Genomic DNA, 21,159 nt, shown 5'->3' on the forward strand with positions numbered 1-21,159 from the left:
CTTAAATAGAGTCATCTGGTGATTGAACATCAGAGTGACCGCTTAATTTCCAAATCCAAGACTTTTCATCTTGCTCTTTAGCGACTAATGATAATCGCTTCAATTCTTCGCACATTTCAGATGGCGTATAACAATCAATATCTCTAACGATTAGCGATAACTTCTTCTTGAAATAATGCGTATCTAAGCCATGTTCATTAACCATACCTGACCCTGCTTTTGTGTAATTAACATGAGTAATGGAATTTTAAGAACTTGCCATTTTTCATTGGAAAGCAAATCCACCCGCTAAATTCATCGCCCGAATAGCCACCATTACAATACTGATCAACGAAATAGCCATAGCCATCTTGATACTCGCCAACTGGCTTGGTGACAACGCTAAAGTCCCATGAGTTATCCTCTAACGCTTCATTGAGTGCAGGAATAAGCCCTTTTCGTATCTTGCGCCTTGCTCTTTGTAAAATGCTATTGTCACGCAACCGCCTACGGTATTCGTCGAGCCACCAGTTTTCCGTGTATTGTTCGCCAGTTTCGCTATATGTTTTCACTGGTAACACTTTTACATAGCGTCTGCCAAATTTTGACTTCGACAAAAGATGTTTAAGCATTTCAATTTCTCCATTTAAGTACACATTTGAATTTATAGAGAGTTTAACTAGCTAAACTCTCTATAAAACTTTGGTTTATTCGTTATTTTTAACTCTTGATATTTAAGGGCCTGTACCTGGTGGAGATACAGGTATTTGGTTGCTTTCTAGGTGGGCTTCATCTGATACTGTCGCCATTGCTACCACCAATCTTGTTCGTTGAAGTGCTCGCAAACAGGCTTGCTGCTATGCGCTTGTTTGACTTGTTCGGTCAGCGCATTAACTACTAGCATCGGTTTGTGCACTACCATTAACTCAATATCTTCTGCAATTTTTTTAGTTGATGTTTGATCAAGCACTTGTTGAAAGTGAGATTTACTCATTTATCGCTCCAATAAGCTTGGTTGTTGTTCGTCGAACATGTCGCCTTGTCGGCGTTTGTATTCCTCATTGATCATACGGTAGACATGTTGAGCGCTATGGCCATACTTAATGGCTAAGTCGTCAACATTTCTGCCGTTAAACTCTTGAAATATTTTTGCCTGGTTAACGAGTGACATGAGTTTTTTTCCTTTTGGGAAATAAAACTGCAAGCCCGCATACTGGCTTACTAACGTTTGGCAGGTATCAAGTGCTCTAGTAAAAGCTTCGTCTTGATCTAAACCCGCTTGTGTTAATAAGGAAACGTTCAATTCAAGTAAATCGAAAAGAAACTGCCCGTTACGTTCTTGCTTGTCAGTCATGGTTATGCACTCACTTGGCTTTGTGGTTGCTCAAGGCGATTACGCCAGGCTTTGAGTTGCTCAATAGCTGCGTTTAACATTTTGTCGTTAAACCAATCGAGCTTATCTATTGCACGGTCGAAGTTGGCACCTTTACAGTTTTTTACTGCCCACGTCTCAAGCGCTTTAAAGCTGCGGTTTTTAATCAGGCCGGCGTCTGCCATTTCTTGCCAAAGGCTAAAGAGTTTTGCCAGGCGTGGTTTTAATTTACGTTTATTGCTTGCAACTACCTTAAAACCCATATCTTTGTAGTACGCGAGTACTTCGTTTAACTCATCAAGCGACATTTTTTTGGTGCTATTTTTACCGGTTAACTCAAGCATTATCATGCGGCGCTCTAGGTCGTCTTGCTTGAACTGATTTGCAGCAATGTGAATTAACTGAATGCATTTTGCTTTATTCATTATTGTTGTCCTGTTGTCTTTTTAAGTGCTGATTGCGCCAATTCGTTGCATGCTAGTACTTCGGTTTTCACTAACATAACGGGGCGCAGATGTTGGCGACTGCATTCCTGCCAGTAAATATTGGTGGCGTCGGCTTGTTGCTTTTTACAAGCAACAAGCTCCTCTCCTACATAAACGTGATACGTTTCGCCTGGCACGGTATGCTCCTACAAGCTCGTACTAGTAAGTGGGATTTGTACTTTCTTACCCCACTCATTTTTTTGATAGAAACGTACATAGGTTTTCGATGTACCCGAGATAATGCCGTCATCAATCGCGCGCATTGCCTCTTTCCACTTAGGGTTTTTGCTGGCATGGCGAAATTTACGTAAGGCCAATATAGAGTTTTTGTTGTAGTTACCTTGCTTGTCGGCCTGAAAGGCATCAACGACCACTTGTCGTAACAGCTCGCTTGACGACTCGCCTAGCTCCTCTTTAACGAGTTCGTTGATCAACTGCTTAGCCACATCTATTTCAACGCCAAAGCTAATGTTGTCGCTAATGCCAATAACAATGCTTTTTTTGCCATCAAAGCTGGTAAAGGTCATGTTGCCTTTTTCTGTGTTGATCTCGCAGTTATATTCAGCTGCGACTAAGGCAATGTAGTCGTGCACCTTGCGGTATGTATCACGCTTAAACTGGTCAACTAACATGCTTAGCTCTAGTGCTTTAGCAATACACTCGTTAACAAGCTCGTCGCACAGCACCACTTGTGGTTGCATGTCTGATTCAGGCACCTTATAGCCTTGAGGGTTAATGAAGATGCGTTCTTCTTGTTTTTGTTCGCTCATCTATTTGATCTCCGCGATAACGTCAGGGGTTACATGTGGCTCGCTCAGGCTTGCCGCTAGGTTCATGGCTTTCACCAAAATCGTGTTCACCATTAATGGGTAGGTCATATCTTTGTCTTGTGACTTTTTGGCAATGCCAAATTTCACTTGGCCCGTTAGACGGTTGCGAATAGCTTCAACACCGTCGTCGGTAACCACGTTTTTGTAGTTAACATTGATACGGTTAAACTTGTGGGCAATGTAGTTATGCAACTCTAAACCTAGTGGTGGCAGCATCATTACATTACAGCGATATGAGAATTCACGAATGTCGTAGTTGGTATAAGCAAGCTTGGCTTCTAGCTCAGGCTGGCCAACCAAGATAACGCTTACTAAACGGTTAAAGCCGTCGGTTAATTCGCAAATACGTTTTAAATGTTTAAAGGCATCGTTAGTTAAGTCGTGCGCTTCTTCAATCACCAGTACATGGCGGTTATTGCCTTTAGAGCTTCGCTTTAGCTGGCGCTCAACGGCACGTGCTCTGTCCTCTAAGCTACGAGGCATGTTTTTAATGTTTAGCTCGTCTGCAAGTGCATCAAAAATCATTGACGCAGTTAAACGGCGCTTATCAATCACCATTGGCTCAATAATCACAAGCTCTGGGTGGTTATTGTTTACATAGTCGTAAAAGCCTTTACGTACTTCAGACTTACCTGCACCACACTCACCAATCACCGCTAAAATGCCGCCACGGGTTGCTGTTTGCACCATGGCTTCACGCACACGCATGTGGTTTTGCGACATAAATAAGTCGTCGACTTGTTGAATTTCATTTTCAAACGGATGTGCACACAAATGAAAATGATTCATGGTTTTTCGATAAAGCATTTCAGGCTCCAATTGGTCAAAGATAACGGTAGTTTTATTGTTGTTTTGTTCAGGCGTTGCACGCTTGACCTTGTCTTTTATGCCTCTAATGGCAGGCTTGTGATCGGTTAAGTGCCAAAGAGTGTCAATTTCTTCTTGGTTGGCAAGTGGCATTAGCAATTGCTCAATAGGCTCTTTTAACTGCAATGGCGTTAACCCTTTTGGGCAGTAGCCATTATTTAAAAACATATTAAGCGTGGTTCTGCTGCACTTTACGCCGTTCGCGGTTATCGCATGTAAGGCAGTGGTTTGAGCAATGCCGTAATGCTCTAAGATCTGCTTTGCCAAATATGCTTTTGGCGCAGTTTCTTGTTCTGGTTGTAGCATTAGCGCTTGTTCCTCTTTATTTAATGGTTGAGTAAACAGTTTTTGTAACGACGCCATCACGGCGTTGCAGTCTAACGTTGTAGGCCAAATGCCAAATAGCATTAAGGCGCGTGCCGCACTACGGTGTAACTTCACGCCGTCTTTCTCGCATTGTTCAATCCAGGCTTTTTGTTTTACGCCTTGGTTTTTCATCACGTCGCTTAACGTTAACGGGGCAAGGGTTGTTTGTATTTGCGGTGCAGCACTCATCATGTCCTCCTTATTTCACCAGCTTTAATGCTTGGCGAGGGTTTAAAATAAGCTCAACAATGTTGGTAATATCAGACTCAAAAATGTCACCGTAATTGCTGATAAGCTCGCTTTCGTGTGCGTCTAAATCACGGCCAAGTTTGTTGGTTACCAAGCGCTTAGCGGCAATGCGCGATAATGGCTTGGCCTCTTCAGGTTGAAACTCGTTTGGCAGATCCATGTTTGCGCCTCTAGGCGTAATGGCTGCAGGTAAGTCTAAGTTGGCAATGTGGCTAATGGCGTCTATTTCACCATTAAATGGTGTGAGCTTTTTCTTCTTCGCCTTTTCTATCTCTTCATCGCTCATGTCAGGATAAGCCACGCGGTCCATTGCTTTTTGATTGGCATCAAGCACCGTATCTTGCTTAGTATCAAAGCCTTGGCCAAACACAGGTGAGTCCACACGAAAGCCCATCTCGTCAAACGCCTGCGGGGCTACTTCATGAATAATGTCGTCACCTAAGGGTTGGGCAATACGCACAAGTACTTTCGCTTCATCACCTATCACAATGGGGCTTACCAGCACTTTTTGTTTAGCATGCACACCGTGTAAATTTGCCAGGCTATAACGCAAAGACTTTTTCAACATCGGATGCACAAAGCTAATTTCTAAATCGCCTTTTACCGTGCGCGCAACTGGTTCATGGGTAAAAATGTAACGGCAGTAATCAACGCTTGGTAATTCACGTAAATGGTGAATGTTTTCAGGGCGCATAATGGTTAACCAAGCATCTGTTCGTGGTAGACCATGGCGAGAATGTAGCGCATTATAGTTAGGGATTTTGTTGGCATTAAAAGCGTTTTGCCATTTCACCGCCACTTGGTTCAAATGCTCAACACTGTCTACTGGTTCAAACAATAAACGGCCTTCAAGCGAACGTTCAACAATGTCGTTGGCTTTTTCAACAGCACCTTTTGCACGGGCTAAGTGTGTGGTGTGAGCAACCGCTTCAACCGTTAAACAACCTAATGCATGTTTAATGGCCTTAGAGGTATTGGCACTGCCTTTATCCCAATAAAGCGTATGTGGCATACCGTGAAACGGTGAGCCTGACAACTTACCCCATGCCCATAATAAAAAGTCGTATAAAATATCTTGGCTTTCACCGGCACATTCGTAGTAGCGCACTGCAATTAAACCGCTGTAGTGATCTATCATTACATAGCGCCACACGCGCAAGTGTTTAATTTTCTCTAACTGCTCAGGTTTGTTTTTATAGTGCTCTTCAAAGGTGGTGTAGCTTTGAATTTTTACGCCCTTGCGGTTTGGCGGGTAATAAAGCACACATAACGACGGGTCAACCATGTGTACTTGGTTAGCATGTTCGGTTTTAAAGTGGCCATGGGTACTATCTTGCTTTAACTGCTTGGCGGTTAAATTACGTTGGCGCAATAAGCGGTTCACGGTGCTGACACTTTTAAACTCATACCCGTTTTGGCTAAGTACGCTAATGGCGTTCTCAGTTTCCATCAGGGTTTTGCCATTCGCACGGGCGCTGGCTTTGGTCATGGCAGCAAGTGCATGTAAAGCTTCTTCGTTTTGCTCGGTTTTACCCGCATCTTTTCTACGCTTTCGGCCACTATCAAACCCGAGTTTTTCTAAGTTGCGATAAAAGGTGTCGCGGCTCCAGCCGAAAAAATCCATCGCTTCTTTTAATATATCGGCCTTGGTACCGTGCTTGGCGTCTTTTAAGCGGTTACCAAACTCAATTAATTGTTGTTGTGTATTGCTTGCAATCATTGCCAGCCCCCTAACTTGCTAATTATTCCGGCTCGTTAACAGCCAATAAGGTTTCAGCTGCATTACTGTCAGGCTTATAAATTGCGCCAAACATGCCGGTTACGTTATTCACGTAGTGACTAACAACATCGTGTAGGTTGGTGGCTTCACTCAGTAGTGTGCGTGCGCAGTAGTCAACAGCTTCCTGGCTAAGTGGTGCATTTACATCGTTAACGTGATTAAAGGCGTCTTCCATTTGTTTTACGCCTTGCTCAACGAGCGCACGCGCTTCAAGTAAGCCCTTACAAATGTCGGCAGTTTGGTGTTTCCACGGGGTTTGGCTAAATTGGCGTTGTGCTTCTTTTTCTTTTAACTCGTCTAGCGTTTGTTGTTTATCGTCAGCATTTGCACGCACAGCACGTACCGTGTCGGTAGCTTCTTTAAGTTCTTTCTTTAGCTCGCTCGTTTCGTTGTTATGCTGCAGTACGATATCTTCAATCAAGTCTTTCACTGCGGTTTTATCGCCTAGATCTACTTCTTCAGAGTTGATGACCGCCAGCTGCTGCGCTTCAGGTAATTTGCGAAGCTTGCGAAGTTCTCTGTTGCCTAAGCCCATGTTTTGAGAAGACTCTAGAAACTCTTGACCAAAAGCCTCAAGGTTTTGCAGGCTTTCAGCCATTGACGTGTATGAACGACCAAAAAACACTTCGCATAATTCTTTAATATCTCCGACCGTCGTACTTTTGCCATCGTCACTGGTATAGACCAAGCCCTTATACTGGTTGGATTCTTTGATTTTTTTGAATATCAACAATTCTCCGACCGTCGTATATTTCTTGATGTTGTTTAATGCTTGCATTTGACCGATAGCCATTAATACATCTTGCTTAGAGGCGAGTACTTCTTTAGCTTCAATAATGGCTGCTTGGTGCTCTGTGGTTAATTGTTCAGACATGGAAATTCCTACTGTTATTGTTGATTTACTAGAGGCAAATAGTTAAGTGATGTAACCACCACGTTTGACGGTTCTACATTGCATTTAACGGCGATGCGCATACGCAAATGATGTAAATCAGCGGTGTTTTTGATTGGCTGAGAAATAGATAAAACGCCGTCAATATTGGCTGCTCGGCTATGTTTAGTAATTTGTGCTGCGTAGTGATAATTAAACATAGTGTTCACCATAATTTTGCGTAGTTAAGTGAGTCTTGCTCAAGCTGTTGGGTAGCATTGCGCAAGTTCAGTGATACGGTATTGGCTATCGCGCTAAAACGGGCTGTTAAGCGATACTTGTTAGGCGACTGCGGGTGTTTTTCAACGAAACCTTCAAACTCTAAGTTATCGAGTGTGCGCGTAATTTCTGAGGCGCTACACTGCGTAGCCTTTGCCAAGTCGCTATGGCTAATACCATTTGCTTCATGGCCAACTAGCGCTTTCATCACTTTAAGTAAGCGGTTTTGCGAAGTGCTAAAGTATTTGCAACTCATGACCAAGCCCCTATTACATATTGCTCAAGGCTAATTGCGCCACCAAGTATCAATACAGCGAGTAAAGCTAGGGCTATGTTTGCGAGCCAAATTAAACAGGCTTTAAGCGTTTTCATTGCAGTTCTCCGACAGCTCAAAAGCGGTTTGTGGTTGGGTGTGTTCAGCTACGTTTTTTTGCTGATAAGCAAGGTCTTGCATTAGCACTTTGATAGCATCAATGGCTACTTGTGGGTCGCAGCTTCCTTCTGTGGCTTGTATTAAGTAACCGCTCACCTTCGTCATAAATAGCTGAAGTTCGTTAAGCTCTTTGTGTTCAGCCCTGTGGCCACTCGGCGCTTTAACTAATAAGTAACCCTGCGAGTGCGCTAGATATTGAGTAATAAAGTTAATGCCACATACTTGCTCAAATGGGATGATTTTGTTTATTGGCATTTTGTTGGTGCCAATCCACTTGTAAATCAAATCACCTGTGGTACCCAAGTGATCGCCAATACGCTCAACACTCATCCCTTTTTCGCGAATACCATGCTCTTTGGTTAGCTGTAGTGCCTTGGCAAGGTTTTGAGGTACCTCGCGTTTCCAATTTGTTTTAGGCATTGGAAACCTCCTGGGCTGTACGCTTCCAAAAAAAGACTTCTTGTGTTGCTTTACGCAACTGAGAGTTAGCTACTAGGCTTGGATTAGTTGATGCAACGAATAGGAGACATGCGTCATGCATGACCAAACGCATACGAAACACATTAAGTTGATTAGTGGCTTTCATGTCTTGAGAGCTCCAATCTTGGTTATGTGGCACAAGTACATTTGGTGCTATTACTTGGCTAAGGTTAATTATTGGTTGATTCATTTTTATTCTTCTTACGTTCTTATTTTTTTGATCGTGAGTAGAGCAACTATTAAGACGCTAAAAGCGTTTCTAGCTCTTGGCGTTTGGCTTCTTTGTTGGCCTTGTTTCTCTCATTTGCAGGGTCTACATATGTTGGTACGTCTGGGAAAACTTCCGACAGAGGCTTGTCGAGAATTTTGCAAATTGCGCTGGCAATGCGCTTTGAGGTTGTATGACGGTTAATAACACCAGATACGGCGGGCGGGTTTGTTTTTAGAGTTTCAGCTATCAACGCCAAGGTGTAACCCTTTTGACGAATTTCTGCTTTTATTTCAGTACCATTCATTGTAAGTTACCTTTTTTAATGACTGTTCATTGTTAGGGTGTAGGAATCATTAACAGTGAACATATTTAGAACATGTTTTTAATTTAGTGCCCATATATGGGCATGTCAAGAGGTTTGTATCCTTATATGGGTAGTTTTTTACAGCAAGATCGCCACAGGCTAGGCCTGACGGCGGTTGACGTGATAAAAAAAATTTCCGCAAGTCGAACGACTTACACTCGTTGGGAGGCTGGTGCGCCTATCCCATCAGATAAATTAGGTGAGCTTGCAAGCATAGGTTTTGATATTCACTTTGTAGTGACGGGTGAATTTGCCAAGCCAGAAGTAAGTGATATGACACGAGCCATTCGTGTTGTTACAGGAGTATTAGGTGACGTTTGGGACGATATGTCTGCAGACGATAAGGCGGAGTTAATTTGCCAAACCTATAACTATTTTAAAAACGATGATGTTGCGCAAACAACTGAAGAGCAAGATGTTTTAGTTGGTAACCTAATGAAAGAGGTATTAACAAAAGTGTAAGTTACTATTTTTTGCGAAATAGTTGGCCGTAGTAAGGAGTGGCATGGATAACTACAATAACAAAAAAACGAACAAAGATGTTCAGGAGGCAAAGTTACTTAATTTGTTTAAGCAAAAGCTCGCAATTCATAAACAAAATAAGCAGCAAGACTTTGGTGATATGTTAGCAAACCTAGGTAACCGTGACTCGCAAAATGGTGAACAGTCTATACCTAAACAAGGTAACGATATGACCGTGGATGTTGGTAATGTCGTTACTCAGCCCCAACCTGTTAATCAAATAAATAATAACATAAATATGGGTGGCTATTATCCGCCTAGTCCAGCAGCACAGCCTTACGCCATCATTGATAACTCTCATGCTGCAAACCTGATCAAACTAAGTGATCGTTTATCCGTATTACTCATCAACAGTGAAAGTAAAAAACAAATTGAAGACGTGTGGGCTGATATTCACTCATTAGCTGAAACACCACCAGCTATTCACGATGGTATAAACCGTATTCAACTGATTCGCCAAGAAAAGTACTTACAGGTAGAGAATTACTTACTAAAATATATTCATCAATGTGAATCGAGCTTAATCGATTCTTTACTTGAGAAAAATGAGGAATTATCAAAAGACAGTGAGAGTTTTGAACAGCAAGGAATACATTACGAAGGTAAAGCTTATAAAGCTGAATGTAAGCTCCATGAAACAACTCAAAAGCTAAATGAGTCAAATGAGATAATTAAACGTTATCGCAAGGAACTTGAGGGCTATGCTAATGAGTATAGAAAGTTAGAGCAAATGTTTGAACGCTTGCAAGATGAACATGACAAGGCAGTAAATGAGCTTTTGTATTTAAGGCGCAGTGAACCAAAGTCTAGAGCTGCTAGATTGTCTTGCAGTACTGTAAGTGTTATCAATCAGTATAGAGACTCAAAGCACGAAGCTGCGATTGATAAGCACGGCGACGATGATGAGATGACGACAACTTTTCTAGACTTCAAGTTTGAAAGTGACGATTTGATTTCTATAACTGCAGCGTCAAAGGAAAATGTTAAAACAGGCAAAAGTGAGTTAAATGTTAGTTTTGTTTTGTTTGGCTCTCATGCAACTGAGTTAATAGCCGAACTATTTAGGCAAGTGAGTGTTGAGTTATTTAAGCCTATTCAAAAAGTTGGTGGTACATACGTTTTTGATGAATTTGGTTGGAACGACCCTCATAATCAAGTAGATATTTAACCTTTAATTTATGGAAGAGAGTGAGAGATGAAAGCAACAATACTGCTAATTTTATTGGCATTTTCCACAACTAGTTTTGCTTCAGAAAAATACGAATATTGTGAGTATCTTGGTGTATCGATTGGTGCAGATGAAAACTTTATGACTCAGATAATATTTAGAATTATGGAGAAAGAAAACGTTGATAGTCAAAGTGAAATTTGCCTCAGACTTAGAAGAGATGGAAAAAGGTTTAGCGAAGAGTTTTCGACTGGTGAGTTATTTGACAAAAACAGCGTTGATCGCTGGCTAAAATACCAAAACTTTAGAGATTCAATTTACGATAGTATTGTTGAAAATATTAACTACTAAGAAAAAACAAAAACTAACGGACTAACCATGAATATTATTTATATCTTCATTGGCTCAATAGGCACTATTTTTATTGAATCAGCGTCAATATAATTTAAAATTTTTAACTAGAAAAAGGAGATGTCAATGAATGGAGCGACCATAAAACGTTTGCATAGTGTTTACAATTTCTATTTACCTGAATACCGTAATATCATTAATAAGCTTGACCAATATTTAAAGGACACTACCGAGTTTAAATATCAAATAGAAACAGCAGAGGATGTTTCTCCAACCGCACATATCATTTATTTGTTTGGTAAAAAAGTGACTGTCGATTTTACTATCTCCCCCAACAGCGCTGGCAATTATGAAGCTAAAGGACGTATTGATTTTTATTATGAGCATATAACCAATGATCCTATGTGCACTTTACTTTTTGATCACAATGAAATGGATTTTGAAGATAATTCCTACGATAACGAGATTAACAAAAGTTACCGTATGGAGCTAAAAATCATTAATAAATTATCTAAATGTGTGATTGAACGTTTAGAAAATAAAACTGCTTAACACTCTAATAAAAAAAATAATAAGGAACTTTTTTGATAGTAATTGAAAGTATCAAACGCCGCTATAGGTGGGGTAATCGCATAAAAAATACCGGATATTTTTTGCTACCAATTATAGGTTTGGCGATTGAAGCGGCAGGGAAATTAAATGCGGCAGAGCACCCGACTATTGCTAAATACGCGTTATTCGCTAAAGAAAACGGAATATGGCTGTTCGGTATTTACATTTTACTAGTATTTATTGGTGCACTATTGGCGTGGCGTGGTGATGATACTTCTTGGGAGTTAATGCAGACGTATTTAGACCAAATGCAAAAAGATGTTTTTCCGGATCATCAAGATGAAATAAAAGATAAACATCGAGTAACACTTTTTAAGTACTCAAAATGGAGTTTTAAGCGATATACTTTGAATCGCAAAGTACTTTCAGGTTGTTGGAGTGAAAGGCTGTGGATATGGTCAGGTTGGCTAAAACCTGTATTGCGCTCTGGTAAAACGAGTAAACAAACCAATACGGTATTTAGCGCACCTGATAACGGCATGAAAGCAGAGGGTATTGCGGGTAAGTGTTGGGCATCTGCTGCGACAGTCCCTGCGTTGCAATTGGTTAAAATAGTGTCATCTTCTAGCGCAAGAAATAAGCAAAAGTATGCTAACGATACCGGTATGCCGCTGTGGCTTGTGCAGAAGTACCTGGATGAAAAAAAGCCTTTATCTATATCAATTTTAGCCTATTATATAACTACAGGTTCCGGAAAACCGTGGGGCGTACTCGTGATTGACAGCCAAGAGCATAATAGTATTAATATGCTAGCAGCTGAAAATGCAATACGTGCCATTACAGAGCCATTAGGTTTATTATTGGAGCAAGTAAAATGAGTGAATGGATTAAATTAGATACACTAAAATTGGCCGATCAATTTGATACGCCAAATAATTCACGCGTTAAAATAATGCTGTCCCCGTATGACGTTCCTGATGCAATAAGAATTGAGCGTATTGGTAGAAATGTCGTTATTGAATTTCGATACATTACGATTAAAGAAGAACGGTTTGAAGATGAAATTAAGGCAGGCTTTATATTTGAGGTCGGTAGGAAAACTGGTCGTATTTATAAAGTAAAGCTTGATTTCTCTCTAATTGAACTCCCAAGTAATTCATGTGACTTAACGTTGCATCCAGAGCATATGAGTTTTGCTATTGATAACTTCATTCGCGAACAAGAGCATAAAACAAGAAACCCCGAAAAATACAATGCAACTAAGTCAGTATTTGAATCTTACAGTAAAGAAATTAACGATTCGTTAGCCCACGGCTAATTTTACTAATACAGGTTATTACTAACGTTTAATACATGCTGTCACACTGACAGCATGTTTTGTTTTTGGCGTTAGAAAATGTTGCCTGTAGCCCAAATCATTGAACAAGCTAAGCAATATTTCCAGATTTACGAGTTAGTAGATCCGGTTACTTATGCTCAGTTTAATGAAAAAGCCTGGTGGTTTATCTGCCCTTGTGCGTTGTTATCGCTTATTGCCCTACGCGAGCAATTTGGCCCTATTACCATTAACGACTGGTATTGGGGGGGTAACTATAAATACAGCGGTTATCGCCCACCTAACTGCACGGTAGGCGCTAAGTATAGCCAACACAAGTTTGGCCGTGGTTTTGATGCAAAGTCAAAAGCCCACACGGCTATCGCCATGCAGGACTACATTCTTGCTAACCCAAAACAATTCCCATTCATCACTGCGATGGAAAATGCCGAGCACACCAAAACTTGGCTGCATTTTGACACGCGCCTTAGTGAGCTTCTAACCATCATTGTATTTGATTTGAGGTCGTCATGAACCGTAGCCAAAGCCGTTTTGAAGAGGGGCGCAAACTGCGCCTACAACGTGAAGTCAGTTGCCATAAGAGAGGTTTACCTAAGCCACAGTTTAACCGCAGTGGCTGTATATACCGTCGCCCTGAGCAAGCCAATCAATTTAAACGGGGTTGGTTCAGCGTTACTGACGTTGATATTGCGCACGCTATTAACCAGTCTCAACAAGCCCAAGGAGAAGCCCATGCTTAACTACTTAATTGTGGCTATTGGTTTTGCCAGCTTTTTACTCTTTGTGATCGCCTATGCGGTACTAGGTATTTCAAATTCAAGTATGCCTAAAAACGAAAAAACGCACCTGCAGTACAAAGTTTATCGTGTGCTTTACGCCGGTAGCGCAGCCACCTTTGCCGTGTGGGTATTGCTTTGTGAACTGGCTATGTGGGAGGTGCTATGAGTATTTCAGCAGCCTTAGCACTTGCCGACCTTATTGGTGTCGATGACTGGTTATTAAAAAAACTTAAAAAATCAGACTCAGGGGCCGCGAAAGTGGCCAGTAAAGTGATTGAGTTTGCCTCAAACGTTACAGGCGAGCCCCAATCAACCGACGCTATGTTAGAAAAGCTAAAACAAGATAACCAGTTGCAAATGCAGCTCAGCGCCACGCTTGTCAATAATGAGCACGAGCTAAAGCGATTGGCGTTTGAAGATAGAAAAGATGCACGGCAAATGTACCAGGTACATAACCAACAAGCCGATGTCATTGCCGAGCGCATTATGAAATGGAACTTACCTTATATTTTCTTGCTGCTTATCGCTAACGCCCTCGCGGCATATTTCTTAAAAGAGCACAGCGCCTTGTTACTGGCGGTGGGCAATGTCATTGGTATGGCCATTAAATCGTTATTTGATGAGCGCAAAGAAGTGACCGGCTTTTTCTTTGGCTCAAGCATGGGTAGTAAACAAAAGGATATGAAGGAGCAGTAAATGGCAGACGTGGCAGACAAAGCCAAGCTATTAGAGCAACAAGCACTTGAGCATGCGTTGGCATCACACCAGGTGAGCGTGGAAACGCCTAATGAGTTTGATGGCCATCGCTATTGTTTGGATTGTGATATTGAAATAACCACCAAGCGATTACTTGCTGCACCGAATGCCGTGCGCTGTATTGATTGCCAAGAAGTACATGAACACCAACAAAAAAGAGGACGCTAACCATGGAATGGATCAACGAGAACTTTCGCATTATTCAGTGGTTATTGTCGGGGCTGTTTGGTACGGCAATCTTTGTGTTGTGTTTGATGTTTGTAAAACGTAAAGAGCATGTTGAGCTAAAAGCCCAAGTGCAAACCATACAAGACACCTACTCAACCAAAAGTGACCACACAAAGCTGGCCCAGCAAGTTAATACCCTAGAAGCGCAATTTAATGAACTGCCCGATAAAGACGATATCAATCAGCTCGAGCGCGATATAGGCGAGCTTAACGGCAAAATCGACGGCATTAACACGCTGCTTTCTAACATTAATAACCACGTCAACATGCTGGTTGAAAACGAAATAAAAGGAAATTAGTCATGGCCTTGCAAAACATTCAAAACCAACACTATCGCTTATCGATTTTACGTGCGCTTGAAGCCTTAGGTTACAAAAGTAATGACTCTATGATCCAAGATGCTTGCGCGGCTTTTCATAACGTAATGAGTCGCGACCAGGTGCGCTCAAATTTACGTTGGTTACAAGAGCAAAACCTCGTCAGCCTAGAGCAAGTGGGCGATATTTTAAACGCGACCTTAACCACTCAAGGCCAAGATGTTGCCAATGGCCGTAGCTTTAACGATGGTGTTAAACGTCCGAGCGCATAACCATGACAACTAAACCATATACTGCCGCCCAAAAGCGTTTGTTATCAGCCTTAGCACGAGTATTGGTGCAACAAGACATTGAAACAAATTGCATCAAGCCGTCGTTTGAAAAACATTCCGACAAGCCGTTTAAGGCAGGCTCTTACATGGAAAGTTATTTCAAACAAGATCCTGAAGCTAAACGAGCATGGAATGCATTAAAGCGCGCCACCCAAAAATATCACCAAGAGTTAGCTCAAGGGTTAAAGGTACATAATGACTGATAAGAAAAAACGCGGTAAAGCGTCAAAAATAGATTTGTTACCCGAGCCACTTAAAAAAGAGCTCGACAGCTTATTGCGCAACAAACAATACAGCCAAGCCCAAATACTGGAAGCCATTAACCAGCGTATTAGTGATGCCGGTTTACCTGACAACGACAAAATCAGTAAGTCAGGCTTAAGTCGCTACTCGGTAGAAATGGAAACGGTTGGTCAAGAGATTCGCGCTATGCGCGAGTCTACCGAAATGTGGATAGCGCAATTTGGTGATAAGCCAACAGGTGAAACTTCAAAGCTTCTGCTTGAAATGCTCCGCACCCAGCACTTTAAACTATTGATGCAAGCTAATGCAGACCCCGACATAGTGCTTGATCCAAAAACCATAAACACTTTAGCGCTAGCGCTTAATCGTTTAGAAAGTGCCTCAATGCTTAGCCTTAAGCATGAAAAAGAAATTCGTAAAGGTTTTGCTGAAGAAGCCGCAACTGAAGCTGAAGAAGCGGCCATTGCTGCAGGCTTAACTAGCGAAGCGGCACAAACTATCAAGGCACAAATTTTAGGGATAGCCTAATGAAACTTCGTGACACCGAAAAAGCGCCAGTAAAAGAGCCATCGCTCAAACCCAGTGCGTATCAACAAGCCATCGAACAAGCCGATAAAATCGAAAAGCGCTTTGGCTTGCCGGTGTTTATTCCCTATGACGAAAACGAAGTACTGCTTGGCTATCAAAAACGTTGGATAGCCGATAAGTCGCCGTTAAAGATTGCTGAGAAGTCTCGTCGTACCGGTATTACTTGGGCAGAAGCTGCTGATGCGGTACTCGAGGCCAGTAAGTCAAAAGCCGCTCATGGTACCAACCACTTTTATGTGGGCTCTAACAAAGAAATGGCGCGTGAATTCATCGATGCGGCAGCTATGTGGGCCAAAGCCTTTGATAAAGCTGCAGGTGAAATCCAAGAAGAAATCTTTATTGACGACGGCCAAGACGGTAAAGAGATTTTGACCTTTGCCATTTACTTTGCCTCGGGCTTTAAAATTCAGGCGTTATCTTCTAACCCAAGTAACCTACGTGGTATGCAAGGTAATGTCACCATTGACGAAGCCGCTTTCCACGAACGCTTAGCCGAAGTACTTAAAGCCGCACTTGCCTTAACCATGTGGGGCGCAAAAGTTAGGCTTATCAGCACTCACAATGGCGTAGACAATCTATTTAACCAACTCATTAACGATTCTCGCGCCGGTAAAAAGCGTTACTCCGTTCACCGTATTACCATTGAAGATGCATGTGCTGAAGGACTTTATCAGCGTATATGTCAGGTGAAAGATAAAAAGTGGACAACCATGGCCGAAAGCCAATGGATTGAAGGCTTACTTAACGATACTGCCAGTGAAGATGACGCCAAAGAAGAGTACTTTTGTGTGCCCAAGCAAGGTAGCGGTATCTACATTAAGCGCACCTTGGTCGAGCGAGCCATGGCTAAAGGCATTGATATACTACGCTTTAGCGCGCCAAAAGACTTTTTAGAGTGGTCGCCCGAGCATAAAGCTATTCAAATAAAAGAATGGAAGCTGATTCTCAAGCCCTACCTTGATGACTTAAACAAAGAGTTAAACCACGCCTTTGGTGAAGATTTTGCCCGCAAAGGTGACTTATCAGTATTTGCGCCACTGCAAATCAATAAAGACTTAACCAAGCGCTTTCCGTTCATTTTAGAAATGAGCCACTTAACCTACGACACGCAAAAAGCGCTGATGTTTTATATTTGCGACAACTTACCACGCTTACAGGGCTTAGCCTTTGATGCAACGGGTAATGGTGGTTATTTGGCAGAAGCAGCTGCTGAGCGATACGGCACCGAAATGGTTGAGCAAGTCATGCTTAACGATCGCTGGTACATCGAGTGGATGCCAAAGCTTAAAGCCGAGTTTGAGGACTTTAATCTAACCATTCCTCGCCACCAAGACATTATTGACGACATTAGCCAAATTAAAGTTGTGAATGGTGTGCCAAAAATAGACAAAGGCTCCACCAAAGGCACCGATGGCAGACAGCGCCATGGTGATACTGCCGTTGCGTTTGCCATGGCCGTTCGTGCCAGCTGGATGGAAGGTGGCGTGATTGAATTTACTGAATTGCCAGGTAAACGCCGAGATTTAGATGAAGACGAGTATGAAGATGACGATTACTACTTTGAACGAGAAGGAGCCTACTAATGTTAGTTGATCAATTTGGCGCGCCTTTATCCATAGACGATTTAACCGAGCAGCAAACCGACGATGCCAAGCTTAGCCATTTGCACAATCACTTTGCCCAGCACCCGAGTAAAGGGCTCACACCACGAAAGCTTGCCAAAATACTGCAATTGGCTGAACAAGGCGACATTATTGCCCAGTGTGAGTTGGCTGAAGACATGGAAGAAAAAGACGGCCATATTTTTAGTGAGCTGCAAAAGCGACGCTTGTGTATTCAGTCGGTCCCTTGGCAAATTAAACCACCACGTAACGCCACCGACAGTGAGTTGCGCGACACTGACATGCTCCAAGAGCAGTTTGAAGACATGGAGTTTTTACCCGATCTTATCTTTGATATGACGGACGCTATTTCAAAAGGCTTTTCAAATAATGAAATAACCTGGCGCTTTGAAGAAAAGCTGTGGTTACCACAAAGTGTTGAGTTTCGTGATCCGAGTTGGTTTATGGTGGCAAAAGACAACCGTAACGAGCTTCGCTTGCGTGATAACTCACAAGACGGTGAGCGCTTAAACCCGTTTGGTTGGATAACCCATATTCATAAAACGAAATCAGGCTATTTAAGCCGTAATGGCTTAGCCCGTGTATTAGCCTGGCCGTACATCTTTAAAACCTTTTCAATTAGTGATTTTGCCGAGTTTAATGAAATTTACGGCTTACCACTTCGCTTGGGCAAATACCCTACGGGGGCAACTAAAACAGAGAAAAACACCTTGCTTCGTGCTGTCATGCAAATCGGCCATAACGCTGGTGGTATTATCCCTAAAGGCATGGAAATCGATTTTAAAGAAGCAGCAAAAGGTAATCATGCCCCGTTTGATTCCATGATCCAACATATGGAGCGCACCCAGTCAAAAGCCATTTTAGGCGGCACGCTAACCAGTCAAGCTGACGGCAAAAGCTCTACCAATGCCTTAGGTAATGTACATAATGAAGTGCGACAAGAGCTACGAGATAGCGATGTAAAACAAATTGCGGCCACGTTAACCAAGCAGCTGCTGCTGCCAATGTATCAGTTAAACGGAAAAAGTTTTACCTCGCCTAATCGCACACCACGCGTTGAGTTTGACACCACCGAGCCAGAAAGCATAAAGCTCTTTTCAGACAGCATGCCTAAGCTGGTTGGGCAAGGCATGCGCATTCCGGTTAAATGGGCGCACGATAAACTGCAAATCCCTATAGCGGACGAAAACGAAGAGGTGCTGGGCGCTGTAAAATCATCTTCTGAGCCAGCGCCTACGCCGCAAGAGAGCGAGACACCTGAGCAGTTAACCCGTAAAAACATTAAAAAAATGGCTGCACTTAAAGCTAGTTTTGATGCTGATCCGTCAAGCGAGTTTAGCAAACAATTGGCTAAGCAAATGGCCCCAGTGATTGAGCAGTTTAACCAAGACATTGATAGCCTCATTAACGATGTCGATTCGTTTGATGATTTGCAGGATAAACTTGAGCGCTTTGAGTTAGATATCGAACAGGCCACCGAACTATTGCAACTTGGCTTAGTGGCCAGTGAGCTTGCTGGTGCACAAGATGTGATTGAGGAAGAGGAATAATGCCCGTTCGCTACGGAAGCTTACCCTTTAATGAGGCCATTACCTTCTTTCGCAATAAGCAAAACATACCGACTGAGCGTTGGAATGATATTTGGCGACATGGTCATAATAGCGCCTTTATGGTGGCGGGAGCCATGGCTGATGATTTAGTTAATGACTTTCGTCGCGCGATTGATAGGGCCATTGCAGAAGGTAAATCCTATACCTGGTTTCAACAAGAGTTTAAAGCCATACGAGCAAAGCATGGCTGGGCACATAGCGGCTCAAGTGCATGGCGCTCAAAAGTGATTTTTGATACCAACATGCGCCAAAGTTATAACGCAGGTCGGTATGAGCAGCTGCAGCACTTTGATGTATGGGAATACCAACATGGCGATAGCCAACACCCGCGAGAGTTGCATTTATCGTGGGATGGTTTACGCCTGGCAAAAGACGATAAGTTCTGGTTAACCCATTTCCCGCAAAATGGCTGGGGCTGTAAATGTAAAGTACGAGGTCGCACTAAAGCGTGGATGGAGCGTCATGGCTATCAACTTGATGAGTCGCCTGTGATTGACCTCGTTGAATGGGCAGACAAGGTCACAGGTGAAGTTCATTGGGTAGCAAAAGGTATCGACCCAGGCTTTGACTACGCGCCACAAAAAGCGACGTTACTGGCCAACCAACAACAGCTGGCTCGCCAAAAAGCTAAACCATATGTTGCACCAAAACGTGTGGTACCTACTGCCTTTAGCACGGTAGAGCGTGCCAACGTGCATGGTTTGAACAAGGTGATGGATGCGTTAAAACAAACCCATGCCAGCGAGCAAATCGCACTTATTGAGCAGTTTCTTAACAAGCACCAAACCAAAACCTTATTGCTAAAGCAAAGCGAGATGAATGCCAGCAATAAAGCAGCGCGTGCGCTAAGTGCAGATATACTGAGTTATTTAGACGATAGCGCCAAACGCTTTGGTATTTACAACTATACTTATCAAATAAAGCGTGGTGAAAGTATGCCTAACGGATTTACCTCACCAATGTTTAACCATATTGTGATCAAGCTTGATAGCAAGGCCAACTTTAATCAGGTTGATATTGTTGCCATGCAAAATGCCATTGAGTTAGCCATACAGCTGAGTAAGAGCGAGCTACCCTATACCTTATCTTCCATCGTGCGTCGCTATAGTGATAAAGGGTACAATGGCGGTGCAATGATGACCTGGCTGCATGAGCTAGGACATCAAATACACTTTAAAGCGGGTCAGCCGATACCGCCAATTGAGAGAGCAAACAGCTTGACCCATTATGGCAGCTCGCTTGATGTAGAATGGTTTGCCGAGCATTTTTTAGCTTGGGCACTTAACCGTAAAGCATTAGCCAAGTGGAATAATGAAGTGGCTGAGTATTTTGATAACTTAATTAAGAGTACATTACATGACTAGTGTGAGCCAGATGTTGGCAAGAATGGCAGCCGACAAAGAAATTGCAGAAGCAACCCCGTTGCTTGACGAAGCGCTTTTGGTGGTAGACCGCAACGACCTAACACATGAAGAAAAGCGCAAGCGTCTGCAAACGTTAAATAGCGAAGCTAGCGGCTACGAGCAAAGCTGTATTAGCGATGTGATGTCGAGCTTTGTTGTGAGTGAAAAGTAATGGCAGGCACCTTTGTTGATGTTCAAGTACGTGGCGATAAAGCCATTGTTAAACGACTTAATCAAATCAGCCGTAAAGTTGATGTACTTGACGCGCCATTAATGGAAATTGGCGAATACCTGCTCGATAATACCCAAGAGCGCTTTGTGAGTATGCAAGCACCCGACGGGACACCATGGGAGCCATTAAGCGAAACAACGCTTGCCCGTAAAAACAGAACCGATCGCATCTTAACCGAAAGCGGTACACTCGCTGATACATTGAATTATCAACTTAATGCTACTGGCTTAGTGTTGGGCTCAAATATGGAATATGCCGCCATGCATCAATTTGGTGGTGTCACTTCATCCGATAGCATGATGGGTGAACAAGAAATTCCTGAACGGGCCTTTTTGGGTGTAGCGCCCTATGAAAAAGTCGAAATACTCGATATTTTGCAATCCTATCTAAAAGCGCCTTAAACGGCTTTTAAGCGCATTTTACATCTTCAAGCGATAATGTGATGAAAAAGTTTGCTATCGCTTTACTGTAGGCTTGTAAACAATTTATAAACCATGTTGTCACGCTATTTACATTGCATAGTGCACGTTGACAATAAAACCGCCCATTACTCC

35 protein-coding genes are annotated in these 21,159 nt (G+C 42.6%); 20 read left to right on the plus strand and 15 right to left on the minus strand.

What is annotated here, in order from left to right; translation table 11 throughout:
* Nucleotide 1 precedes the first annotated feature (1 nt).
* From QQK05_RS12925 to QQK05_RS12995, 15 genes are all read right to left on the minus strand, one after another.
* The gene (locus QQK05_RS12925) at nt 2–205 is read right to left on the minus strand and encodes a hypothetical protein (protein WP_284299284.1); all 204 of its coding nucleotides are present in this window, start codon (nt 203–205) and stop codon (nt 2–4) included.
* A 22-nt stretch (nt 206–227) separates the two neighbouring features.
* Complete coding sequence (locus QQK05_RS12930; protein WP_284299286.1) at nt 228–611, minus strand: hypothetical protein; 384 nt, start codon at nt 609–611, stop codon at nt 228–230.
* A gap of 179 nt (nt 612–790) precedes the next feature.
* Entirely contained in the window at nt 791–973 is a 183-nt protein-coding gene (locus QQK05_RS12935) for a hypothetical protein (RefSeq protein ID WP_284299288.1), read from the minus strand.
* Entirely contained in the window at nt 974–1,333 is a 360-nt protein-coding gene (locus tag QQK05_RS12940; RefSeq protein ID WP_284299290.1) for a Mor transcription activator family protein, read from the minus strand. It lies immediately after the preceding gene.
* Between the two features lie 2 nt (nt 1,334–1,335).
* A complete protein-coding gene (locus QQK05_RS12945) occupies nt 1,336–1,776 on the minus strand; it encodes a regulatory protein GemA (protein ID WP_284299292.1) in 441 nt (146 codons plus the stop codon).
* Nucleotides 1,776–1,973: a hypothetical protein gene (locus QQK05_RS12950; RefSeq protein WP_284299294.1), complete on the minus strand. Its 198-nt coding sequence runs from the start codon at nt 1,971–1,973 to the stop codon at nt 1,776–1,778. Before QQK05_RS12950 ends, QQK05_RS12945 begins: the two co-directional genes overlap by 1 nt.
* A gap of 9 nt (nt 1,974–1,982) precedes the next feature.
* Entirely contained in the window at nt 1,983–2,606 is a 624-nt protein-coding gene (locus QQK05_RS12955; RefSeq protein WP_284299295.1) for a DUF3164 family protein, read from the minus strand.
* Complete coding sequence (locus QQK05_RS12960; RefSeq protein ID WP_284299297.1) at nt 2,607–4,091, minus strand: ExeA family protein; 1,485 nt, start codon at nt 4,089–4,091, stop codon at nt 2,607–2,609.
* Between the two features lie 7 nt (nt 4,092–4,098).
* Nucleotides 4,099–5,868, minus strand: a complete 1,770-nt coding sequence (locus QQK05_RS12965; RefSeq protein ID WP_284299299.1) for a hypothetical protein — start codon at nt 5,866–5,868, stop codon at nt 4,099–4,101.
* A 22-nt stretch (nt 5,869–5,890) separates the two neighbouring features.
* Entirely contained in the window at nt 5,891–6,802 is a 912-nt protein-coding gene (locus QQK05_RS12970; protein WP_284299301.1) for a hypothetical protein, read from the minus strand.
* 14 nt (nt 6,803–6,816) lie between these two features.
* Complete coding sequence (locus QQK05_RS12975; protein ID WP_284299303.1) at nt 6,817–7,020, minus strand: hypothetical protein; 204 nt, start codon at nt 7,018–7,020, stop codon at nt 6,817–6,819.
* A gap of 5 nt (nt 7,021–7,025) precedes the next feature.
* The gene (locus tag QQK05_RS12980) at nt 7,026–7,334 is read right to left on the minus strand and encodes a MarR family transcriptional regulator (protein WP_284299305.1); all 309 of its coding nucleotides are present in this window, start codon (nt 7,332–7,334) and stop codon (nt 7,026–7,028) included.
* Between the two features lie 102 nt (nt 7,335–7,436).
* Nucleotides 7,437–7,931, minus strand: coding sequence for a hypothetical protein (locus tag QQK05_RS12985; protein WP_284299307.1), 495 nt, complete (start codon nt 7,929–7,931; stop codon nt 7,437–7,439).
* Nucleotides 7,924–8,181 carry a hypothetical protein gene (locus QQK05_RS12990; RefSeq protein WP_284299309.1) on the minus strand — a complete coding sequence of 86 codons (258 nt, stop codon included), beginning with the start codon at nt 8,179–8,181 and terminating at the stop codon, nt 7,924–7,926. The genes QQK05_RS12985 and QQK05_RS12990 overlap by 8 nt, the downstream gene beginning before the upstream one ends.
* A gap of 49 nt (nt 8,182–8,230) precedes the next feature.
* Entirely contained in the window at nt 8,231–8,506 is a 276-nt protein-coding gene (locus QQK05_RS12995; protein WP_284299311.1) for a helix-turn-helix domain-containing protein, read from the minus strand.
* Nucleotides 8,507–8,632: 126 nt separating this feature from the next.
* Between QQK05_RS12995 and QQK05_RS13000 the strand changes: the two genes are divergently transcribed.
* The 20 genes from QQK05_RS13000 (at nt 8,633) to QQK05_RS13095 (ending at nt 21,006) form a co-directional block, all read left to right on the plus strand.
* A complete protein-coding gene (locus QQK05_RS13000; RefSeq protein WP_284299313.1) occupies nt 8,633–9,028 on the plus strand; it encodes a helix-turn-helix domain-containing protein in 396 nt (131 codons plus the stop codon).
* Nucleotides 9,029–9,071: 43 nt separating this feature from the next.
* Nucleotides 9,072–10,256, plus strand: coding sequence for a hypothetical protein (locus QQK05_RS13005; protein WP_284299315.1), 1,185 nt, complete (start codon nt 9,072–9,074; stop codon nt 10,254–10,256).
* 27 nt (nt 10,257–10,283) lie between these two features.
* Nucleotides 10,284–10,607, plus strand: coding sequence for a hypothetical protein (locus tag QQK05_RS13010; RefSeq protein ID WP_284299317.1), 324 nt, complete (start codon nt 10,284–10,286; stop codon nt 10,605–10,607).
* A gap of 126 nt (nt 10,608–10,733) precedes the next feature.
* Nucleotides 10,734–11,159 (plus strand): hypothetical protein, encoded by a 426-nt coding sequence (locus tag QQK05_RS13015; RefSeq protein ID WP_284299319.1) that lies wholly within the window; start codon nt 10,734–10,736, stop codon nt 11,157–11,159.
* Nucleotides 11,160–11,191: 32 nt separating this feature from the next.
* The gene (locus QQK05_RS13020) at nt 11,192–12,037 is read left to right on the plus strand and encodes a hypothetical protein (protein WP_284299321.1); all 846 of its coding nucleotides are present in this window, start codon (nt 11,192–11,194) and stop codon (nt 12,035–12,037) included.
* Nucleotides 12,034–12,477, plus strand: coding sequence for a hypothetical protein (locus tag QQK05_RS13025; RefSeq protein ID WP_284299322.1), 444 nt, complete (start codon nt 12,034–12,036; stop codon nt 12,475–12,477). Before QQK05_RS13020 ends, QQK05_RS13025 begins: the two co-directional genes overlap by 4 nt.
* A 78-nt stretch (nt 12,478–12,555) precedes the next feature.
* Nucleotides 12,556–13,008: a hypothetical protein gene (locus tag QQK05_RS13030; RefSeq protein ID WP_284299324.1), complete on the plus strand. Its 453-nt coding sequence runs from the start codon at nt 12,556–12,558 to the stop codon at nt 13,006–13,008.
* Nucleotides 13,005–13,235 carry a hypothetical protein gene (locus QQK05_RS13035; RefSeq protein WP_284299326.1) on the plus strand — a complete coding sequence of 77 codons (231 nt, stop codon included), beginning with the start codon at nt 13,005–13,007 and terminating at the stop codon, nt 13,233–13,235. The genes QQK05_RS13030 and QQK05_RS13035 overlap by 4 nt, the downstream gene beginning before the upstream one ends.
* Nucleotides 13,228–13,440 (plus strand): hypothetical protein, encoded by a 213-nt coding sequence (locus QQK05_RS13040; protein ID WP_284299328.1) that lies wholly within the window; start codon nt 13,228–13,230, stop codon nt 13,438–13,440. The genes QQK05_RS13035 and QQK05_RS13040 overlap by 8 nt, the downstream gene beginning before the upstream one ends.
* A complete protein-coding gene (locus QQK05_RS13045; protein ID WP_284299330.1) occupies nt 13,437–13,970 on the plus strand; it encodes a hypothetical protein in 534 nt (177 codons plus the stop codon). The genes QQK05_RS13040 and QQK05_RS13045 overlap by 4 nt, the downstream gene beginning before the upstream one ends.
* A complete protein-coding gene (locus QQK05_RS13050) occupies nt 13,971–14,198 on the plus strand; it encodes a TraR/DksA C4-type zinc finger protein (RefSeq protein ID WP_284299332.1) in 228 nt (75 codons plus the stop codon). It begins immediately after the preceding gene.
* Between the two features lie 2 nt (nt 14,199–14,200).
* Nucleotides 14,201–14,557, plus strand: a complete 357-nt coding sequence (locus QQK05_RS13055) for a DUF2730 family protein (protein ID WP_284299333.1) — start codon at nt 14,201–14,203, stop codon at nt 14,555–14,557.
* 2 nt (nt 14,558–14,559) lie between these two features.
* Entirely contained in the window at nt 14,560–14,847 is a 288-nt protein-coding gene (locus QQK05_RS13060; RefSeq protein ID WP_284299334.1) for a VpaChn25_0724 family phage protein, read from the plus strand.
* A gap of 2 nt (nt 14,848–14,849) precedes the next feature.
* Nucleotides 14,850–15,110 carry a protein-tyrosine phosphatase family protein gene (locus QQK05_RS13065; RefSeq protein WP_284299336.1) on the plus strand — a complete coding sequence of 87 codons (261 nt, stop codon included), beginning with the start codon at nt 14,850–14,852 and terminating at the stop codon, nt 15,108–15,110.
* Nucleotides 15,103–15,678, plus strand: coding sequence for a DUF3486 family protein (locus QQK05_RS13070; RefSeq protein ID WP_284299338.1), 576 nt, complete (start codon nt 15,103–15,105; stop codon nt 15,676–15,678). The genes QQK05_RS13065 and QQK05_RS13070 overlap by 8 nt, the downstream gene beginning before the upstream one ends.
* Nucleotides 15,678–17,321, plus strand: coding sequence for a hypothetical protein (locus QQK05_RS13075; protein WP_284299340.1), 1,644 nt, complete (start codon nt 15,678–15,680; stop codon nt 17,319–17,321). The genes QQK05_RS13070 and QQK05_RS13075 overlap by 1 nt, the downstream gene beginning before the upstream one ends.
* On the plus strand, nt 17,321–18,910 hold the full coding sequence (locus QQK05_RS13080; RefSeq protein WP_284299342.1) for a DUF935 domain-containing protein: 1,590 nt from the start codon (nt 17,321–17,323) through the stop codon (nt 18,908–18,910). Before QQK05_RS13075 ends, QQK05_RS13080 begins: the two co-directional genes overlap by 1 nt.
* Complete coding sequence (locus tag QQK05_RS13085; RefSeq protein WP_284299344.1) at nt 18,910–20,334, plus strand: phage head morphogenesis protein; 1,425 nt, start codon at nt 18,910–18,912, stop codon at nt 20,332–20,334. Before QQK05_RS13080 ends, QQK05_RS13085 begins: the two co-directional genes overlap by 1 nt.
* Nucleotides 20,327–20,545, plus strand: a complete 219-nt coding sequence (locus QQK05_RS13090; RefSeq protein ID WP_284299346.1) for a hypothetical protein — start codon at nt 20,327–20,329, stop codon at nt 20,543–20,545. The genes QQK05_RS13085 and QQK05_RS13090 overlap by 8 nt, the downstream gene beginning before the upstream one ends.
* Complete coding sequence (locus QQK05_RS13095) at nt 20,545–21,006, plus strand: phage virion morphogenesis protein (RefSeq protein WP_284299347.1); 462 nt, start codon at nt 20,545–20,547, stop codon at nt 21,004–21,006. Before QQK05_RS13090 ends, QQK05_RS13095 begins: the two co-directional genes overlap by 1 nt.
* Nucleotides 21,007–21,159 lie beyond the last annotated feature (153 nt).

The organism is Thalassotalea loyana (assembly GCF_030161435.1).
In the GTDB taxonomy this organism is placed as follows: domain Bacteria; phylum Pseudomonadota; class Gammaproteobacteria; order Enterobacterales; family Alteromonadaceae; genus Thalassotalea_G; species Thalassotalea_G loyana.

Coding starts and splice junctions, on each gene's coding strand:
- QQK05_RS13030 (WP_284299324.1), top strand. CDS start 12,556: ATGTTGCCTGTAGCCCAAATCATTGAACAAGCTAAGCAATATTTCCAG.
- QQK05_RS12975 (WP_284299303.1), bottom strand. CDS start 7,020: ATGTTTAATTATCACTACGCAGCACAAATTACTAAACATAGCCGAGCA.
- QQK05_RS13065 (WP_284299336.1), top strand. CDS start 14,850: ATGACAACTAAACCATATACTGCCGCCCAAAAGCGTTTGTTATCAGCC.
- QQK05_RS12940 (WP_284299290.1), bottom strand. CDS start 1,333: ATGACTGACAAGCAAGAACGTAACGGGCAGTTTCTTTTCGATTTACTT.
- QQK05_RS13050 (WP_284299332.1), top strand. CDS start 13,971: ATGGCAGACGTGGCAGACAAAGCCAAGCTATTAGAGCAACAAGCACTT.
- QQK05_RS12965 (WP_284299299.1), bottom strand. CDS start 5,868: ATGATTGCAAGCAATACACAACAACAATTAATTGAGTTTGGTAACCGC.
- QQK05_RS12995 (WP_284299311.1), bottom strand. CDS start 8,506: ATGAATGGTACTGAAATAAAAGCAGAAATTCGTCAAAAGGGTTACACC.
- QQK05_RS12935 (WP_284299288.1), bottom strand. CDS start 973: ATGAGTAAATCTCACTTTCAACAAGTGCTTGATCAAACATCAACTAAA.
- QQK05_RS13000 (WP_284299313.1), top strand. CDS start 8,633: ATGGGTAGTTTTTTACAGCAAGATCGCCACAGGCTAGGCCTGACGGCG.
- QQK05_RS13015 (WP_284299319.1), top strand. CDS start 10,734: ATGAATGGAGCGACCATAAAACGTTTGCATAGTGTTTACAATTTCTAT.
- QQK05_RS13040 (WP_284299328.1), top strand. CDS start 13,228: ATGCTTAACTACTTAATTGTGGCTATTGGTTTTGCCAGCTTTTTACTC.
- QQK05_RS13070 (WP_284299338.1), top strand. CDS start 15,103: ATGACTGATAAGAAAAAACGCGGTAAAGCGTCAAAAATAGATTTGTTA.
- QQK05_RS13095 (WP_284299347.1), top strand. CDS start 20,545: ATGGCAGGCACCTTTGTTGATGTTCAAGTACGTGGCGATAAAGCCATT.
- QQK05_RS12955 (WP_284299295.1), bottom strand. CDS start 2,606: ATGAGCGAACAAAAACAAGAAGAACGCATCTTCATTAACCCTCAAGGC.
- QQK05_RS13060 (WP_284299334.1), top strand. CDS start 14,560: ATGGCCTTGCAAAACATTCAAAACCAACACTATCGCTTATCGATTTTA.
- QQK05_RS12985 (WP_284299307.1), bottom strand. CDS start 7,931: ATGCCTAAAACAAATTGGAAACGCGAGGTACCTCAAAACCTTGCCAAG.
- QQK05_RS13005 (WP_284299315.1), top strand. CDS start 9,072: ATGGATAACTACAATAACAAAAAAACGAACAAAGATGTTCAGGAGGCA.
- QQK05_RS13045 (WP_284299330.1), top strand. CDS start 13,437: ATGAGTATTTCAGCAGCCTTAGCACTTGCCGACCTTATTGGTGTCGAT.
- QQK05_RS13080 (WP_284299342.1), top strand. CDS start 17,321: ATGTTAGTTGATCAATTTGGCGCGCCTTTATCCATAGACGATTTAACC.
- QQK05_RS13010 (WP_284299317.1), top strand. CDS start 10,284: ATGAAAGCAACAATACTGCTAATTTTATTGGCATTTTCCACAACTAGT.
- QQK05_RS13090 (WP_284299346.1), top strand. CDS start 20,327: ATGACTAGTGTGAGCCAGATGTTGGCAAGAATGGCAGCCGACAAAGAA.
- QQK05_RS12990 (WP_284299309.1), bottom strand. CDS start 8,181: ATGAATCAACCAATAATTAACCTTAGCCAAGTAATAGCACCAAATGTA.
- QQK05_RS12980 (WP_284299305.1), bottom strand. CDS start 7,334: ATGAGTTGCAAATACTTTAGCACTTCGCAAAACCGCTTACTTAAAGTG.
- QQK05_RS13035 (WP_284299326.1), top strand. CDS start 13,005: ATGAACCGTAGCCAAAGCCGTTTTGAAGAGGGGCGCAAACTGCGCCTA.
- QQK05_RS13025 (WP_284299322.1), top strand. CDS start 12,034: ATGAGTGAATGGATTAAATTAGATACACTAAAATTGGCCGATCAATTT.
- QQK05_RS12930 (WP_284299286.1), bottom strand. CDS start 611: ATGCTTAAACATCTTTTGTCGAAGTCAAAATTTGGCAGACGCTATGTA.
- QQK05_RS12970 (WP_284299301.1), bottom strand. CDS start 6,802: ATGTCTGAACAATTAACCACAGAGCACCAAGCAGCCATTATTGAAGCT.
- QQK05_RS13085 (WP_284299344.1), top strand. CDS start 18,910: ATGCCCGTTCGCTACGGAAGCTTACCCTTTAATGAGGCCATTACCTTC.
- QQK05_RS12945 (WP_284299292.1), bottom strand. CDS start 1,776: ATGAATAAAGCAAAATGCATTCAGTTAATTCACATTGCTGCAAATCAG.
- QQK05_RS12960 (WP_284299297.1), bottom strand. CDS start 4,091: ATGATGAGTGCTGCACCGCAAATACAAACAACCCTTGCCCCGTTAACG.
- QQK05_RS12925 (WP_284299284.1), bottom strand. CDS start 205: ATGGTTAATGAACATGGCTTAGATACGCATTATTTCAAGAAGAAGTTA.
- QQK05_RS13055 (WP_284299333.1), top strand. CDS start 14,201: ATGGAATGGATCAACGAGAACTTTCGCATTATTCAGTGGTTATTGTCG.
- QQK05_RS13075 (WP_284299340.1), top strand. CDS start 15,678: ATGAAACTTCGTGACACCGAAAAAGCGCCAGTAAAAGAGCCATCGCTC.